The following is a 17,449-nucleotide window of genomic DNA, read 5'->3' on the forward strand; positions in this document are numbered from 1 at the left end:
TTTAATACATTCTAATTTGAAAGCAACGCTAAATTTTTCTTTTCTATACATAAAAAATGCCCCTAAAAAGTGTCTAACTTTTTGGGGGCAGTCCACTGATATCCGGATTTTTATTATTTACCAAAAAACTTGCGCTATTTTTTTCTTCCCGTTCTCCATTTTCTCCATAGATAAATAAGGATAGGAATGAGCAATAGAAACGGCCAGAATGAAATAATTCCTAATAAAAAACTCACGAAACTGTTCCAGCCTTCTGTAACAGAATCCGCAAAACGGCTTCCGAAACCAATTTTTGAAGTGGCAGAACTTCTTACTTTTTCTTTGTATAAACTAAGGTTAAGGGTACTGTAATTCACCCGGTCATCGATGAAGCGTAGCCTGCCCTCTGCAACATCAATTTCATCCTCCAATTCACGGATGGTTTCCTGAATCTCGATCATGTCTTTTGTGGTAGAAGCACTTCTAAGCATATCGCGGTACTTTTCCAGATAAATCTTTTTATTGGCTAGCTTAACAGAGACATCAGTATATTCTTCGGTAACATCATCAGAGGAAATATTTTTCGACAAAACAGAGCCTACTCCTTCAGAAAATGAATTGATCAGTGCGTCAAAATTTTTATGAGGAATACGGATCACAAGATCCAGGTTATCATCTAAATCTGTATTTTGAAATTGTTCATTTTGAATATAGGCCTCATTTTTCTTCAGAATATCTGCCACCTGATTCTGGGCTTTTTTAATATCTCCCACCTGAATTCTCATATTCCCGTTTTTAATGACCTTTTTGGCAATCGTGTCCAGCTTTTTGGGGGCTATGGACGGTTGGGGAGACTTATTTTTATCGGGTAGCAATTTTTCAGATATAGAATTTGGCGGTGCCACCTGATAGACTTCTTCAGCCACTTTATCTTCTGACATCATTTTGATTGCAGGTGAGTTAGCAGCTTCCATTTCGGATTTATTGCATGCACTCATTAAAAGGAGTATACATAAAGGTAAAAATAATTTTATCATGAATATTTTTTAATGTACCTTATCAAAAATTATGCTTAAAGCTTTTTTTTATTCAAAATTGGTATCGTTTTATTGAAATGATTGGGATTTAATTATTTTGAATCAATTTAAAAACAATGTGAAATCTAAATTATTTTCTATTTTTAATGAATGAAAAAAAGTCTTTTAGTATTTGCGTTTTCTCCATTTTTGATGTTTGCTCAGGAAGTTCCGAAACTGACCGATGAGATGGCTCTCAAATTATTGGAAAAACCGCTTCACTGTATCAATCAGGAATATCCAAACAAAACAGCACATATCATCAACAATGCGGGTGAGGTTACTTTAACCCCAAAAGACCTTCATCCAAGTTTCTATGGCTGCTTCGACTGGCATAGCTCGGTACATGGACATTGGATGCTGGTGAGATTACTGAAGACAAAGCCTGATCTGGCCAATGCAAAAGACATTGAAAAAATTCTTGACATTTCTTTAAATAAAGAAAATCTGCAGGTTGAAGCCGATTATTTCACAAAATTTCAATTAACGACTACATTTGAAAGAACCTATGGTTGGGCCTGGTTGCTCAAACTTGATGAAGAGCTGACCACATGGGATCACCCCAAAGCTAAAATCTGGCATCAGAATCTAAAACCTTTAACCGATAAGATTTTACAATCATGGAAAGCTTATCTTCCTAAGCAAACCTATCCAAACAGAACCGGAGTACATCCCAATACGGCTTTTGGTTTGGCATTTGCGATCGATTGGGCTAAAGCCAACCATGATCAGGAATTCGAGAATCAACTTAAAGAAAAAGCAAAGTATTTTTATGGAAAAGATCAGAAAACACCAGCTTATCTGGAGCCGGACGGATCAGATTTTTTCTCGCCAAGCCTTGAAATTGCAGACCTCATGAGACGGGTACTGCCCCAGAAAGAATTTGTCCGGTGGCTGAATAATTTTTATGAGAAAAGAAGCCTGGAGAATATTGAAAAAATACCTGTTGTAAGTGATCTGAGCGATTATCAGACGGTTCACCTTGTAGGTCTTTCTTTTTCCAAAGCATGGTGCATGAAAGGAATATCAAAAGCACTTCCTGACGGACATCCTTTGAAAAAGGACTTTAAGAGAACGGCCGATGTATTTTTAGCCAACGGGCTTCCTTTATTATTTCAGGGGAATTATGGTGGAGACCACTGGCTGGCGAGTTTTGCCGTTTATTCACTCGAAGACTAAAAGGTTGTAAGCACAGATTATATTGGTTACATTTGTCTTATGTCAGCCTTAGAAAAATTTGGTGTCGAAATTTTTACCCAACATAATATTTTCGAGAGAATTTCTGCGGATAAACCTTTCCGTCCGGAAAATCCTGCCTTTATTTTTATTAAGTCGGGAACTATAAAGCTGCGCCAGCATTTCAGCGATCTGGAACTTTCCGCCAATATGTTTATGGTAACCGACCCGCAAACGATTTATGAAATGGTTTCCGTAAGTGGTGATTTTCAGTCCAGAATGGTGTCTTACAAAAGAGAATTTATTTCTGCTTTATCACTAAAATTCAACAGACTGATTACGTACAGGTATTTTCGCCAGCAGATGAACAAAGGAGTTCCTTTTCCCGAAAGCGAAATGGAAGTCGTGTGGAAAAGCGTTAATTTTCTAAAGTATATTCTGGATTCCGAGACCGAAATGCTGTATAAAAAGGAAATGATAGAACATCTTTTCTCTGTTTTCTGCTATCAAATGGCGGGGATTATTTCCAAGGAAGATAATAATTCCATGAATCAGATGTCCAGACAGGAAGAAATTGTATTTGTATTCCTTACAGATCTCGCGGAACATCATCTGACAGAGAAAACCGTTGAGTTTTATGCCGAACGGCAGTCGATTACAACCAGACATCTTTCCTCAGTCGTGAAATCTATTACCGGAAAGTCTGCCAGTCAGATCATCGCCCTCATCGTCATGAACGAGGCAAAGGTACTTTTGAACTCCTCTAATAAACCGGTTTCGGAGGTTTCTTCAATCCTTGGTTTCAGTGATCAATATGCATTTTCCCACTTTTTTAAAAAACATCTTGAAGTAAGTCCCAGACAGTACAGACATCAGTTTGAAAGTTAAAATCTTACATTTGAACATCTTTTTCCAAAATTCAAACATTTGATTGAATTGGTTGCTGCCGTAACTTTGCCTTTGTAAAACAAGGTAAAATGACAAATAATGTAAAAACAGCACTATCACTAGTGATAGCTCTATTCCCTGCGCTGTTTTTTTCTCAACAGATCAAACAGATGACCGCAGGTGAGGCCGCCGATATGGCAGTGAAAAACCACCAGCAGTTAAAAGTGGCTGCCCAGAATATTGACATTGCAAAACAAAGTACAACTATTGCAAAACTTCAGAAGCTTCCTAATATTACAGCTTCTACCAGTCAGTTCTATTTGGGTGACGCTGTAGCAATCGACAAAGATTTTTCGACCTCAACCAATATTCCGATGCCTCACTACGGAAGCTCCTATGCGGTACAGGCCACGCAACTGATCTTCAAAGGAGGTCTGGTGAACAGATCCATTGAAATGGCGGGTCTTCGTGAACAGCTTTCTGAACTGGATTTAGAAAAAAACAAGCTTGACGTAAAATTTCTCGTGATCTCCAATTATCTGGATGTCTATAAAATGGGCAATCAGGAAACTGTGTTTCAGAATAATAAAAAGCTGGCACAGGAACGTCTGAAAAATATTCAGAAGTTCTATCAGCAAGGAATGGTAACCCGTAACGAGGTCATCCGTGGAGAACTGGCGATCAAAAATCTGGATCAGGGAATCCTGACCCTGACGAATAATAAAAAAATTCTTAATTATAATTTAAACATTGCCTTAGGACTACCTTCTGAAACAGAGATTGTTCCTGTTGAAAGTTTAACGGACAAAGAATCAGTTATTGGCATGGATTATTACATAGAGCTTGCTCACGACAGTAATCCTCAGCTAAAATCTGCTAAGAAAAACATAGATGTTGCCGATAAAAATATCGAAATCATTAAAACAGATCAGATGCCAACGCTATCCGGGTTTGGAGGCTATACCTTACAGCGTCCGGTCATGACAAGAAATCCTGTTCTGGATATGTATTCGGGAGGATGGCAGGCTGGTGTTTCATTGAGTTACAATATTGATAATTTATACAAGACAAAAGAAAAGGTAAAGCTTGGTGAATTACAGAAAACACAGGCGGGTGATGCGGTGACACTTGTTCAGCAGAATGTAGATATGGCAGTGAATGCAGCGTATGTAAAATACCAGGAATCGATCCAACAGGCAGATATTCTGAATGATTCGAAAAGACTGGCAGAAGAGAACTACAAAATCACAGAAGCCAAATATTTGAATCAATTGGCTGTACAGGCTGAAATGATTGATGCGCAGAACCAGAAACTACAATCAGAGTTGGATTTTGCCAATGCTGAGATCAATGTATTGTATCAATATTACAACCTGCTGAAGGCTGCAGGAACGCTTTAATTTTAAAACTGAAAATCAAGACAATGGACAACAAGGAACAAACTACTCAAAATACTCAGGCCGCTCCCGCACAGTCAGGGGCAGCTGTTAAAAAGAAACAGAATAAAAAAAATAAAATCAGAGCCATCATTTCCAATACGATCGTTTTTCTGGTCATAGGATTCGGTCTTTTCTGGCTGGTCCGCGAATATTTTCACATCGGAGATAAGACCTATACGGAAGCAGCTCAGGTAGAGGAGTTCATCAACCCGATCAATACAAGGGTTTCGGCTTATATTAAAGACATAAAATTCATTGAGCATCAAAAGGTTAAAAAAGGGGACACCCTTGTGATTTTAGATCAGAATGAAATATTAACCCAGTTGGGTCAGGCGGAAGCTGCTTATCAGAATGCGATGGCACAAAGATCGGCCACAAGCTCATCTGTCAATACCGTTTCCAACAACGTGAGAGTGATGGAATCCAATATCGCAGGAGCAAAAGCAAGACTATGGAATGCCGAGCAGAATTTAAACCGATATAAAAACCTGCTGGCCGCAGAAGCAGTAACCAGACAGCAGTATGACCAGATCAAAACAGAGTACGATGCACAGAAAGCAGCCTATGAGACCTTAGTGAATCAGAAGCAGTCTGCCAATCTTTCTACCACTGAGGTGAAAAGTAAATTAGGAATCAATGATGCAGAAATAAAAAGAACAAAATCAGCCCTGGATATGGCTAAGATTAACCTTTCTTATACCGTGATCACAGCACCTTATGACGGAATTATGGGACGTAGAACCATTTCTGAAGGACAATTGATTCAACCAGGTCAACAGGTAGCCACCATCGTTCTGAATGGTCAGAAATGGGTAACTGCTAATTTTCTGGAAAGCCAGATGCCTCATGTGAAAATTGGGGAAAAGATGACAATGACTGCTGATGCGTTGGGAGGAAAGAAATTTGAAGGGATTGTCACTGCTGTTTCTGCAGCTACAGGATCAAGATATTCAAGTGTTCCGACAGATAACTCTACAGGTAACTTTATCAAAGTACAGCAAAGAATTCCTGTAAGAATAGAGTTCACGGCTTCCAATAAAAAAGAAGACCTGGAAAAACTAAGCGCGGGAATGAATATGAATGTAAATATTAACTAAGACAAAAGATATCAGATCTCAGATTTCGGACATTGGATGTTGAATGAAGATTTGAAGACCGAGTAACAAAGTCTGTTATCTGTTATCTAAAATCTGAAATCTAGTATCTAAACAACATGTACAACAAAGGATTATATAGCGACTGGGTGCCCAAACCCATACAGATGCTGCTCATTGTGCTGCTATTGGCAGTAGTGATGCCGCTTGGTGGGGTCTATACCGGAAACATCAGTTATCTGGTGAGCGGGACAGGAGCGATGACAGAATATTTTATTTGGGCCAACTATGCTACCACAATAGGAATGGGGGCCTGTATGCCCATCGTTCTGAGAATGAAAATGCGCTTCAAGGTGCGGGATAAAATGACGGTACTTCTTGTGCTTCTGGGTTTGTTGAGCTATATCAATGGAACCACAATGCAACCTATGGTCTTTGTATTTACCGCCCTGTTTATCGGGTTTCTAAAGATGATGGTAACGATAGAGCTGTTTCTGCCGCTAATGATGATGATCGGAAACAGAGGAATGTTTTACGGCCTTTTTTACACCTTTGTTTTGGTGATGAACCAGGTGGCAGCTTATTATGCTGTGGTAGTTTCTATTCACTACAACTGGCAGCAATTTTATCTGATAGCGGCGGTATTATGTTTCATTCTCGCTCTGATACACTGGATTTTTATGCATGACAAGTACTTTGCATTAAAAGTTCCGCTGCATTATATCGACTGGATGAGCATTATGTTTTTCGTTTCTACATTTATGTTTTCTGCGTATGTTTTTTCTTTCGGGAAGCAGCAGGATTGGTGGAATTCGAAAAATATTATGAATGCGAGTATCGCTGCTTTCGTAAGCTTTGCTTTGCTGGTCGTTCGCCAGTTCACCTTAAAAAGACCTTACTTATCATTTAAGATATTTACAAAAAATAATGTGCAGCATGGACTGTTTATGCTTTTGTGGCTGGGAATGTTCTTAGGAACAACTTCACTTCAGAATACCTTTGCCGTAGGAGTTCTTGGGTATGATCAGCTGACCAATGCAGGACTGAATCTGCTTATGGTCCCCGGAATTATTCTGGCAGGAGTGATTGCTGTCGTTTGGTTTAAAAAAGAAATACCATTGAAAATGTACATCTTCTCGGGATTTTCGGCGATGATGGGATATGCATTGATTATGTACTTTTCGATGGTTTTAGAATTCAATTATGAGAACTGGTACCTTCCTATGTTTTTAAAAGGATACGGAATGTGCTCATTGTTTATTTCAGTATGGTTTTATACCCTGGACAAACTTGAAATGGATGATATGTTGGCTGCAATCGGGCTTGTTTTGGTGTGGAGAACGTTTCTGGCTGTAGGATTCTTTTCAGCATTGTATTCATGGTTTCAGTACCGTTTTCAGATTACAGCAGTAGGAGATCTTGCAGTGTACATCGACGGTATGACCGTTAGTCCTCAAACATTAGCTGCGAATATGAAAACAATTCAACTGAATGCCATCCTTGTTTCCGGCAAAAAGATCTTCGGATATATTATTTTGACAGGTTTTGGAGTATTGCTGTATGTAATGACGCATCATTTTGGAAGAGAAAGATTCCAGTATTTGAGGTTCATCAGAGTTCTGGGCGGTAAATCTGTGATTGCCAGAAGAAGACTTCGGGAAAGAAAAAAATTAGTAGAAGAAATAAAAGACGCAGCCGGGCCTGCGGTTTAAAGATACCTTGTTTTTCACGAGTAAAGCTCTGCTATATATTTTTAGTGGGGCTTTACTTTTTTTTAACTAATTATTTTTATTTAGACAAAATAAAATTAAATTTGTATGAATAAAAATTAGAATATATGACAAGAATTCAAACCGGACGAATTGTTGCAGAGCTAGTTAGAAAAGAATATATCACTGATCATTACATCAGAGTGTATCTGTATTCTCCCGAAGCTCATTTGTTTAAAAACACCACTATCGGTGATAATAATAAGATTGCCGTACCTCCTTTGGGCTTGGATGAGGTCCATTTCCCCACTCTGGATGAAAACCGTCAATGGGTATATCCTCCAAAAGAAGTGGCTCCTGCGGTAAGAACCTATACCCACAGAGGAATTGATCTTGAAAAGAATGAGCTGATCATCGATTTTGTAGATCATGGTGATGGAGGCCCCGCATCAAAATGGGCCAGAGAAGCGGGACCAGGTTCCAAATTAGGAATCATGATGCGTACGCAGGCAAAAGAAATGTATCCAGAAGTTGAATGGTACCTGTTTGCGGGTGATGCTACAGCTATTCCGGTGTTGAGTGCTATGCTGGAAACCCTCCCGGAAACAGCAAAAGGAGTCTGCATTATCGAAGTTCACGGAAAAGAAGATGAACAAATTTTTCCGACTCAAGCTGATATTGAATTCAGGTGGCTTCATAACGCTACACCCCATATCAGCAGTGAAATGGCAGATACTGTAAAAAGTATTGCTATCCCCGAAACCACTAAATTCGGATATGTGGCAGCTGAGTTTTCAAGCGTCAAGGAAATCCGTACCTACCTCAGAAAAGAAAAAAACTGGACTGCTCAGGAGCTCAATGCTTACTCTTACTGGAAAGCGGGCGTAGCAGAGAATGAATCGGAAAAGGATAGACATAAAGAGAAGGATTCGATGGGGTAGGTGGCAGATAGTAGGTTTTAGGTATTTCGCAGTATAAAACGATGGTCTTTGATTTGTATTTTACACGATATGGATGGCAATGGTGAATTTTGATTTGCAAGTGAATGGTTAATTCAAGAGCAATAAGCAAGATGTATAAGTCAGAAGCGAGATCAGGCATAGATGTCAAACATGAGACGATTATTCATTAACTTAATGACTACAAACCAGCAACAGGCAAGTAAAAACGCTGTCACTCAAACTCTGCATCTCGAATCCCGAAATCTGCAACTTGCAATCAGAACCCGAAACTCTTATCTTTGCCACTTTTAAAGACCACAATGAAAGATTTAATGGGCAAAGCAATCTGGGATTATTTTCACAACGAGAATCCTGAGGATCTGCAGACAGAAACTTCAATCTCGGAACTGGATGAGCTTCCGGTAGACTATCTTTTCAGAGATTTTGAAGATATGAATGATATTGAGCAAAAAGCACTTGAACTTGCTCAGGGAAGAGTGCTGGACATTGGTGCTGGCGCAGGCTCCCATGCTTTGTATCTTCAGAATGAAAAAGATCTTGATGTTTTGGCACTGGATATTTCACCCAAATCTATTGAAGTCTGTAAATTGAGAGGGATCAAAAAAGCAGTATGTGTAAATATGCTGGATTTTTCTGCAGATCCCTTTGATACGGTTCTGCTTCTGATGAACGGAACCGGAGTTTTTGAAAGTCTTGAAAAAATTGACACCTATCTCAAAAAGCTGCATACTTTAGTGAATGAAGGCGGACAAATCCTTATCGACAGTACAGATATTCTGTACATGTTTGACCGTGATGAAGACGGAGGCGTTTATATTCCGGCAGGTGGCTATTATGGCGAACTGGATTATATCGTTCATTATAAAGGAGAATCTGAAAACCCAATCAAATGGCTTTATCTTGATTTTACAACCCTGAAAAATGCGGCTGAAAATAACGGATTTGCCATAGAAAAAGTAATGCAGGAGGAAGATTCTTACCTGGCAAAACTGACGAAAATATAAATAGTCCTTCGTCATGACGAACACAGCGAAACAATCTTAATACTCTTAATCACTAAACTCTTTCTTAAGGGTTACTCTTTTTAAACCATTAGATTAAAATTAAGTTTTTAAGATCATTAAGTTTAAACTGCGTTTTTTAAGGACGGAATAAAAAATACAAAAGACACATGAAAAAATCATGTGTCTTTTATTTTATCTGAAATGTAGGGTTTATCCTATCTCAATACCATTTTCTACATTGCTGTCATCCGGTGTTACGAAAGACAGTTTTCCGTCTGGTTTTGTCGTTAATAAGAACATTCCCTGAGATTCAATTCCTCTGATCTTTCTCGGAGCAAGGTTCAGTAAGATCATCACCTGTTTTCCAATCAGTTCTTCCGGTGTGAAGCTTTCTGCAACCCCTGAAACCACAGTTCTGATATCAACCCCGGTATCTACTTTAAACTTCAGTAATTTATCCGCTTTTTCAACTTTTTCAGCTTCTAAAATGGTGGCAGTTCTAAGGTCTATTTTCGTAAAATCATCAAAAGAAATTTCTTCTTTCATAGGGTTGGCGTTAGGGTTTGTTTTTTTATTGTTTTGTTTCGTTTGTTCAAGCTTTTCAATCTGAGCTTCGATGACACTGTCTTCAATTTTTGAGAAAAGAAGTGGAGCTTTTTCTACAATCTTATGTCCGGCTTTAATTAGAACTTTCGAATTTTCTAATAAAGTCCAATCAAGCTGTTCAGTATTAAATATATCGTAGATTTTTTGAGCCGTAAATGGAAGGAATGATTCGGCTAAATTTCCTAAAGCAACAGAAATTTGAGCCCCAATAAACAATGTATGTTTAGTTTTTTCAACATCAACTTTAATCGTTTTCCAAGGTTCTTCATTTTGAAGATATTGATTCCCAAATCTTGCTAAATTCATGAATGCTGATAAGGCATTTCTAAATTCATAATTTTCAAGAAAATTTCTTACCTCAGATGCTCTTTTGCTAATTTCTTCAAGTTCAGGAGCATTAATGTCTCCTTCAGGAATTTTTCCTTCAAAGTCTTTATTAATTAAGACAGCAACTCTATTGATAAAGTTCCCGAAAATACCTACCAGTTCAGAATTATTTTTAGTCTGGAAATCTTTCCAGGTAAAATTATTATCCTTTGTTTCCGGAGCGGATGAAAGAAGCGCATATCTTAAAACATCCTGTTGTCCCGGGAATTCTTCTACATATTCATGAGCCCATACTGCCCAGTTTCTTGACGTTGAGATTTTATCGTTCTCAAGGTTTAAGAATTCAAAAGCAGGAACATTTTTCGGCATGATATAATTTCCGTGAGCCTTCATCATCGCAGGGAAAATAATACAGTGGAATACAATATTATCTTTTCCTATGAAATGAACAAGGTCGCTGCTTTCACTCTGCCAGTAATCTTTCCAGTCTTTTCCGTTTTTCTCTGCCCATTCCTTAGTGAAAGAAATATAACCAATTGGAGCATCAAACCAAACATAAAGCACTTTCCCTTCTGCATTCGGAAGCGGAACAGGAACTCCCCAGTTCAGGTCTCTGGTCATGGCACGTGGCTTAAGACCGTCGTTTAACCATGATTTAACCTGTCCGTATACGTTAGGTTTCCAGTCATCTTTATGACCTTCTATGATCCACTCGTTTAAGAAGTCTTCATATTCATTTAAAGGAAGGTACCAGTTTTTGGTGTCTTTCAAAATCGGAACATTTCCGCTTAACATCGATTTAGGATTGATCAGCTCTGAAGGTGACAGAGTAGAACCGCATTTTTCACACTGGTCTCCATAAGCATTCTCATTGCCACAGTTTGGGCAAGTCCCAACAATATATCGGTCTGCCAGGAATTCTCCGGCCTGCTCATCAAAATACTGCTCTGAAACTTCTTCCGTGAATTTCCCTTTATCATAAAGAACTTTGAAGAAATCCTGGCTCGTTTCATAATGCTTTTTAGACGTCGTTCTTGAATATTCATCAAATGAAATTCCAAGGTCCGAAAAAGATTTTTTAATGATCTCGTGGTACTTATCTACGATATCCTGAGGAGTTACTCCCTCTTTTTTTGCTCTGATGGTAATAGGAATTCCATGCTCATCCGACCCGCAGATAAACGCTACATCTTTTCCTAATCTTCTTTGAAATCTTGCGTAGACATCCGCAGGAATATATACACCTGCCAAATGTCCTATATGAACCGGTCCGTTTGCATAAGGCAAAGCTGCCGTAATCATCTTTCTGTTTGACATTTTATAGTAAAGTTTTAACTGCAAAGATAAGGATTATCTGTCGAAAATGCCGTAAGCTTCCTGTTTAATAAATTTTTTGATCGCCGGAAACGCTTTAATATTACATTTAGTTAAACAATTGTTTAACTTATTGTTAAGTTTTAATAGTGTTATGTTTTGCATATAGTAATACAATGTTTTGTAAAACAGACATTTAATATTTTATCGACCAACAATTTACGGAAAATTATCTTAATTTTTGATAATATTATAATAATTCCAATTTTTTTATAAATTGCAAAGCTGACCAGACAGCTTTACTTAAAAAACGAAACTAAAAAAACGATATTGTGAAAAATTTTACAACGGTATTAAAAATTGCACCTGCTTTTCTATTGGCGGGCTCAATGATACATGCACAGACCCAAGACTCTACAACCAAGGAGAAAAAAATCGAAGAGGTTGTATTGATTGGATACGGGAAGCAGAAGAAATCTGACCTTACAGGTTCTATTACTTCAGTAAGTTCCAAAGACTTCAACGGTGGAGCTGTTTCTGCAGGACAGTTAATCCAGGGTAAAACACCAGGGGTACAGATCACCAACAACAGTGGTGCTCCGGGGTCAGGAACCAAGATCAGGATCAGGGGTACTTCTTCTTTGAGTGGAGAAAACTCACCATTAATTGTCATTGACGGGGTTCCACAGGATTTTGTTGGAATGAATGGAGTATCAGATCCTTTATCATTAATTAATCCCAATGATATTGAAACATTTGACATCCTGAAAGATGCGTCTGCTACGGCAATTTATGGGAACAGGGCTTCCAATGGGGTTATTTTGATCACGACCAAAAAAGGAAGTGCAGGAAAATTTAAGATCAATTTCTCAACAGTAGCTTCTCTGTCTACTAAAATGGGGACTGTAGATGTATTGAATGCACAGGAGTTCAGAGATTTTGTCAATACTTATGCGCCTGCTAATTACAAAACAAGGCTGGGAAATGCAGATACCAACTGGCAGGATCAAATCTATCAGATGGGATGGGGAACAGATAATAATCTTGCCCTTGCCGGAGGAATTAAAGGTCTTCCTTACCGTTTATCTGTAGGCTATAACGAGCAAAATGGTATTGTAAGAACAAATTCATTCCGCAGAACTTCAGTAGGATTGAATTTAAATCCTAAATTCTTTGACAATCATTTATCTGTGAATGTGAATGCCAAAGGAACTTTCACCGATAACCGATTTGTAGATGGCGGAGTGATCAAGGCAGCAACCTATTTTGATCCTACACAGCCAATATATTCAGGGAATTCTAACTACGGAGGATATTATGAATGGCTGGATTCAGGATCTGCAACAGGATATAATGTGAATGCAAGCTCAAATCCCGTAGCCATGCTGGCTGGTGTGCGTGACGTATCATCAGTGACAAGAGGATTGGGAAATATTCAGTTGGATTATAAACTTCATTTTCTGCCTGACTTACATTTCAATGTAAATGCCGGATATGATTATACAAAGAGTGAAGGGCATAAATTTAAAGATGCTATTTACAGACAGGGTTATGGTGATAAAGGCAGCTCGAATTTCTATTCCATGGAAAAGAAGAATAAGCTTTTGGAAACCTATTTTAATTACGTTAAAAATATAACTGCTATCAATACAGGAGTGGATGTTACAGCCGGATATGCTTATCAGGATTTCCATACCATCATTCCGGGCGCTATTACTTACAAAGGAACCGGAATCAATGCGCAGGATCTAAATTTTGAAACACAAAACACGCTGATCTCTTTTTATGGAAGAGCCATTTTTACAGTGGCAAACAAATACATCATTTCAGGATCTGTACGTAAAGATGGTTCCTCAAGATTTTTCAACGGGACAAGAGATAATGTTTGGGGTGTATTTCCTGGAGTTTCTTTAGCCTGGAAGCTTAACGAAGAAAATTTCATCAAAAATATTTCAGCAATCAGCACACTAAAACTGAGAGCAGGATGGGGAAAAACAGGACAGCAGGAATTGCCGGCTCTGAATGGTAATAAACCCAATAACTATCCCGCATTCGCAGCTTATAATCCAAGTTATCCCGGAGCAGGTTACCAGTTTGGAAATGAATTTTATTTTATGTACAGACCTGCCAATTATAATCCAAACCTTACCTGGGAGACTACTGTTACTAAAAATATAGGATTGGATTATGGTTTTTCCAATAACAGAATTACCGGATCTATCGACCTTTTCAGAAAGGATACCAAAGATTTATTGGTATATGCTGACGAGCCTGCCGGAGGTTTGAGTAATGCCAGCTGGCAGAATGTTGGAGATATGAAGAATGAAGGGATTGAAGGAAGCATTACATTGGTTCCTGTTAAAAATGAAAGAACAACCTGGGAAGTAAGTTTTAATGCTACGCACTACAAACCTATAGTGACCAAACTGAAAGACAGAGCAGATGAATCATTCAATATGGAAGTTGGAGGCATTGAAGGAGGTTCGGGAAATAAGATACAGGCTCATGCAGTGGGATATGCACCCAATTCTTTCTTGGTATTTCAGCAGGTATATGATGCGAGCGGAAAACCTGTGGACGGAGCCTATGTTGACAGGAATGGAGATGGCGCGATTACGCCAAAAGATATGTATTATTATAAATCTACTACCCCGGATGCTATTTTAGGTTTTTCTACTAAGGTATCCCATAAAAACTGGGATTTTGCTTTGAGCGCCAGAGCGGTATTGGGAAATTATGTATACAATAATGCAGCATCAAACAGTTCATTGCAGTCTGCTTCTACCAATGAATATCTTCAGAACGTATTCTATACAGCACCGGAATATAAATTCTCTTTACCTCAATATAAATCAGATATTTATGTAGAGAATGCTTCGTTTTTAAGATTGGATAACATCAATGTTGGATATAATTTTGGAGAAATTTTCTCTAAAGGCAGTAATCTGAAAATATATGGTATGGCGCAGAATGTTTTCGTTATTACCAAATATACAGGCATAGATCCTGAGGTTTTTGGAGGAATAGACAACGGATACTATCAGATGCCCAGAATCTATTCTTTAGGCTTTAACTTTCAATTTTAAATAATAATTACGATGAAACTACATACAATCAAACTTAAAAATATAGTACTTCCTCTTTCTGTCGCGTTTTTGCTTTCTGCCGCGTCATGTGTCAGCGATCTTGAAAGAGAACCTATCACAGATGTTACTTCTGCAAGTATCTATAAAGACTTTTCGAACTATAAGAATATTCTGGCAAAACTTTATGGAGGTCTTGCTATGGGAGGACAGATCAGTGGAGACGGGGATCAGCCTGATAGTGATATCAATGGGATCAACGGAGGTTTTTCACAATATACAAGATTACTCTACAATCTGAATGTATTAACTACGGATGAGGCGGTGATCGGCTGGAACGATGGAAACCTGCACACCCTTCACAAAATGACATGGGATTCTTCCAATGAATTTATTGCGGCCATGTATTACAGAGTCTATACGGAAATTGCTTTCTGTAATGAATTCCTTAGAAATCTGACCGATGAAAAACTGGCGGCTAATAATATTACCGGTGACAATCTTGCTCAGGCAAAATTAATGAAAGCAGAAGCCCGTTTCCTAAGAGCTCAGTCTTATTATCATGCTATCGATATGTTTGGGAACGTTCCTTTCGTAGATGAAACATACCTGCCCGGATCTGCAAACCCACCTCAGAGAATTGAAAGAAAAGCATTATTTAATTTTATTGAGTCCGAATTGCTTGCAGTGGCAGCAGAATTGAAAGACCCTAAAACCAATGAATATGGAAGAGCAGATAAGGCTGCAGCCTGGTCATTGCTCGCGAAATTATATTTAAATGCAGAAGTATATACCAGAACCCAGAGAAATACGGATTGTATTACCTATTGTAACAAAGTTATTGCAGCGGGTTATTCTTTGAAGCCAAAATATGATGATCTATTCCTTGCAGATAACAATATCAATAATCCGGAGCAAATTTTAAGTGTCAATTTTGACGGGATCAACACACAAACCAACGGCGGTACAACGTATATGGTTCATGCCGCAGTTGGTGGGGATATGAAGGCTTCTGATTTTGGAATCAATGGAGGATGGAGTGGCCTCAGAACGACAAAAGCATTCGTCGCTCTTTTTCCAACCAATGGAAATGATAAAAGAGGAAGGTTCTTTACTGCGGGACAGAATTTAGAAATAAACGACCTGGGATCTTTTACTGATGGATATGCATTTATCAAGTATAAAAATATCAAAAGCAACGGATCTGTTGGTTCTCATGATAACTGGGTGGAAGCTGATATTCCTTTGTACCGCTTGGCAGATATTTATCTGATGTATGCTGAAGCCGTTCTCAGAGGTGGTGGCGGCGGTAGTCAGGCGACTGCTGTAAGCTACGTTAATCAGTTAAGAGAGCGTGCTTATGGTAATACGACCGGAAATGTAACCTCAATCAATCTGAATTTCATCTTAGATGAAAGAGCAAGAGAATTATCTTGGGAATCAACCAGAAGATCAGATCTGGTACGTTTCAACAAATATACTACCGGAGATTATCTATGGCCTTGGAAAGGGAATGTCAAAGATGGAAAAGCGGTGGAAAGCTTCAGAAACCTTTTCCCTATTCCGAATAAAGACATTATTGCGAATCCTAATCTGATCCAGAATCCTGGATACTAACGTTTAAATACTGTTGAAAATGAAAAATATATTCAGAATATTATCTCTTGCCCTATTGGGAATCCTGGTGATCTCCTGTGAAAAGGATGAAGACAGAGCAGTTATCAATGAAACGGTAACAGGTAAAGTATCTGCTGATAAAAGTATATTGACTCTCAATGAACTTACTGCAAATGATGCTGTTATCAATTTTACATGGACGAAACCCACATTTAATATTGCTGTAGTTCCAAGTCAGGAAATAGAATTTGGAATTAAAGGAGACAATTTTAAAAAAAGCGCTGCTATTGATTTTTCTAATGATGTCACTACAGGTTCTGCTACCCACGCCGCTGTGAATGCTGCCATGTTTAATATTGGAGCAACTCCGGATGTGGTCAATGATATTGAGGCAAGATTAAAAACATCTGTAGGATCAGCGTATTTTTATTCCAATGTAATAACGCTTAAAATAACCCCTTATACTCCAAATCCGGATCTCGTCTATCCTAAAATCAATGTGCCGGGTGCCTATGCAGGGGCAGCAGGTTATGCAAACTGGACTCCGGCTAATTCTCCTAACCTGTTTTCCCCTGAAAAAAATGACAGTTACAGAGGATTTATTTGGATTAGCAATCCAACAGGTGATAACGGGAAGTACAAATTTGCGATCAATCAGGATTGGCCGGGAAATAAAGGTGATGACGGAACAAAAACCGGAAAACTGGTTGCGGACGGGTCAGATATTGTGCCGGCTTCAGCAGGGACCTTCTACATGAAAGTTGATTGGGCTGCCAACACTTATTCTTCTGTACTTGCCAATTTTGGAGTAATTGGTGATGCAACCCCTACAGGATGGGGGTCAGATACAGATTTTGTTTATAGTCCGGCTACAAAAACCTATGTCATCAACTCCATTATGCTGAGCAGTACCGGAGTGTTTAAATTCAGGGCTAATGATGATGGGGCAATGAAATTCCAGCCTAAAAAAGATGATCAGGCTTTGGTCTCAGGAAAAGCTGTACAAACCTATTTCAATGCTGAAAATACAGTAGAAGGAGATCCGGGTTATAAAGTATCCGAAGCAGGAAACTATAAAATAGAGTTGGATCTGCACAATTCAGCGTATTACAAATTAACTGTTACAAAGTTGTAAAATATACCAATTAAGTTGATAAAGTGTTGCTTTACCGCAG

Annotated in this window: 12 protein-coding genes; 10 read left to right on the forward strand and 2 right to left on the reverse strand. The window is 38.5% G+C overall.

From position 1 onward, the window contains the following. Positions 1-134: 134 nt before the first annotated feature. A complete protein-coding gene (locus tag BUC06_RS22580; protein ID WP_073336793.1) occupies positions 135-1,016 on the reverse strand; it encodes a DUF4349 domain-containing protein in 882 nt (293 codons plus the stop codon). Between the two features lie 150 nt (positions 1,017-1,166). Between BUC06_RS22580 and BUC06_RS22585 the strand changes: the two genes are divergently transcribed. From BUC06_RS22585 to BUC06_RS22615, 7 genes are all read left to right on the forward strand, one after another. Next, positions 1,167-2,234, forward strand: a complete 1,068-nt coding sequence (locus BUC06_RS22585) for a DUF2891 domain-containing protein (protein ID WP_073336795.1) — start codon at positions 1,167-1,169, stop codon at positions 2,232-2,234. Positions 2,235-2,273: 39 nt separating this feature from the next. Further along, positions 2,274-3,119 (forward strand): helix-turn-helix domain-containing protein, encoded by an 846-nt coding sequence (locus BUC06_RS22590; protein WP_073336797.1) that lies wholly within the window; start codon positions 2,274-2,276, stop codon positions 3,117-3,119. A gap of 89 nt (positions 3,120-3,208) precedes the next feature. After that, positions 3,209-4,519 carry a TolC family protein gene (locus BUC06_RS22595; protein WP_073336799.1) on the forward strand — a complete coding sequence of 437 codons (1,311 nt, stop codon included), beginning with the start codon at positions 3,209-3,211 and terminating at the stop codon, positions 4,517-4,519. 23 nt (positions 4,520-4,542) lie between these two features. After that, positions 4,543-5,655, forward strand: a complete 1,113-nt coding sequence (locus BUC06_RS22600; protein ID WP_073336800.1) for an HlyD family secretion protein — start codon at positions 4,543-4,545, stop codon at positions 5,653-5,655. Between the two features lie 116 nt (positions 5,656-5,771). Beyond that, on the forward strand, positions 5,772-7,364 hold the full coding sequence (locus tag BUC06_RS22605; RefSeq protein WP_073336802.1) for an MFS transporter: 1,593 nt from the start codon (positions 5,772-5,774) through the stop codon (positions 7,362-7,364). 125 nt (positions 7,365-7,489) lie between these two features. Continuing rightward, positions 7,490-8,302: a siderophore-interacting protein gene (locus BUC06_RS22610; protein WP_073336804.1), complete on the forward strand. Its 813-nt coding sequence runs from the start codon at positions 7,490-7,492 to the stop codon at positions 8,300-8,302. 320 nt (positions 8,303-8,622) lie between these two features. Beyond that, positions 8,623-9,327 (forward strand): class I SAM-dependent methyltransferase, encoded by a 705-nt coding sequence (locus BUC06_RS22615; protein WP_073336806.1) that lies wholly within the window; start codon positions 8,623-8,625, stop codon positions 9,325-9,327. Positions 9,328-9,537: 210 nt separating this feature from the next. Here the strand turns inward: BUC06_RS22615 and metG are convergent, their stop codons facing one another. After that, a complete protein-coding gene (gene metG, locus BUC06_RS22620; RefSeq protein ID WP_073336808.1) occupies positions 9,538-11,577 on the reverse strand; it encodes a methionine--tRNA ligase in 2,040 nt (679 codons plus the stop codon). A gap of 329 nt (positions 11,578-11,906) precedes the next feature. Here metG and BUC06_RS22625 point away from each other — a divergent pair, with 329 nt between their 5' ends. The 3 genes from BUC06_RS22625 to BUC06_RS22635 are packed head-to-tail and all read left to right on the forward strand — an operon-like array spanning position 11,907 to position 17,409. Continuing rightward, a complete protein-coding gene (locus BUC06_RS22625) occupies positions 11,907-14,660 on the forward strand; it encodes a SusC/RagA family TonB-linked outer membrane protein (protein WP_073336810.1) in 2,754 nt (917 codons plus the stop codon). A 12-nt stretch (positions 14,661-14,672) separates the two neighbouring features. Continuing rightward, the gene (locus tag BUC06_RS22630) at positions 14,673-16,274 is read left to right on the forward strand and encodes a RagB/SusD family nutrient uptake outer membrane protein (RefSeq protein WP_083564171.1); all 1,602 of its coding nucleotides are present in this window, start codon (positions 14,673-14,675) and stop codon (positions 16,272-16,274) included. Between the two features lie 19 nt (positions 16,275-16,293). After that, the gene (locus BUC06_RS22635; protein WP_073336812.1) at positions 16,294-17,409 is read left to right on the forward strand and encodes a SusE domain-containing protein; all 1,116 of its coding nucleotides are present in this window, start codon (positions 16,294-16,296) and stop codon (positions 17,407-17,409) included. The last annotated feature ends 40 nt before the right edge of the window (positions 17,410-17,449 follow it).

The sequence above is a fragment of the Chryseobacterium carnipullorum genome (genome assembly GCF_900142785.1).
Classification (GTDB): domain Bacteria; phylum Bacteroidota; class Bacteroidia; order Flavobacteriales; family Weeksellaceae; genus Chryseobacterium; species Chryseobacterium carnipullorum.

What these genes read in the sequence shown, in the direction of transcription:
- BUC06_RS22580 (WP_073336793.1), bottom strand. Translation starts at nt 1,016, where the DNA reads ATGATAAAATTATTTTTACCTTTATGTATACTCCTTTTAATGAGTGCA.
- BUC06_RS22600 (WP_073336800.1), top strand. Translation starts at nt 4,543, where the DNA reads ATGGACAACAAGGAACAAACTACTCAAAATACTCAGGCCGCTCCCGCA.
- BUC06_RS22635 (WP_073336812.1), top strand. Translation starts at nt 16,294, where the DNA reads ATGAAAAATATATTCAGAATATTATCTCTTGCCCTATTGGGAATCCTG.
- BUC06_RS22630 (WP_083564171.1), top strand. Translation starts at nt 14,673, where the DNA reads ATGAAACTACATACAATCAAACTTAAAAATATAGTACTTCCTCTTTCT.
- BUC06_RS22590 (WP_073336797.1), top strand. Translation starts at nt 2,274, where the DNA reads ATGTCAGCCTTAGAAAAATTTGGTGTCGAAATTTTTACCCAACATAAT.
- BUC06_RS22615 (WP_073336806.1), top strand. Translation starts at nt 8,623, where the DNA reads ATGAAAGATTTAATGGGCAAAGCAATCTGGGATTATTTTCACAACGAG.
- BUC06_RS22605 (WP_073336802.1), top strand. Translation starts at nt 5,772, where the DNA reads ATGTACAACAAAGGATTATATAGCGACTGGGTGCCCAAACCCATACAG.
- BUC06_RS22610 (WP_073336804.1), top strand. Translation starts at nt 7,490, where the DNA reads ATGACAAGAATTCAAACCGGACGAATTGTTGCAGAGCTAGTTAGAAAA.
- BUC06_RS22595 (WP_073336799.1), top strand. Translation starts at nt 3,209, where the DNA reads ATGACAAATAATGTAAAAACAGCACTATCACTAGTGATAGCTCTATTC.
- metG (WP_073336808.1), bottom strand. Translation starts at nt 11,577, where the DNA reads ATGTCAAACAGAAAGATGATTACGGCAGCTTTGCCTTATGCAAACGGA.
- BUC06_RS22585 (WP_073336795.1), top strand. Translation starts at nt 1,167, where the DNA reads ATGAAAAAAAGTCTTTTAGTATTTGCGTTTTCTCCATTTTTGATGTTT.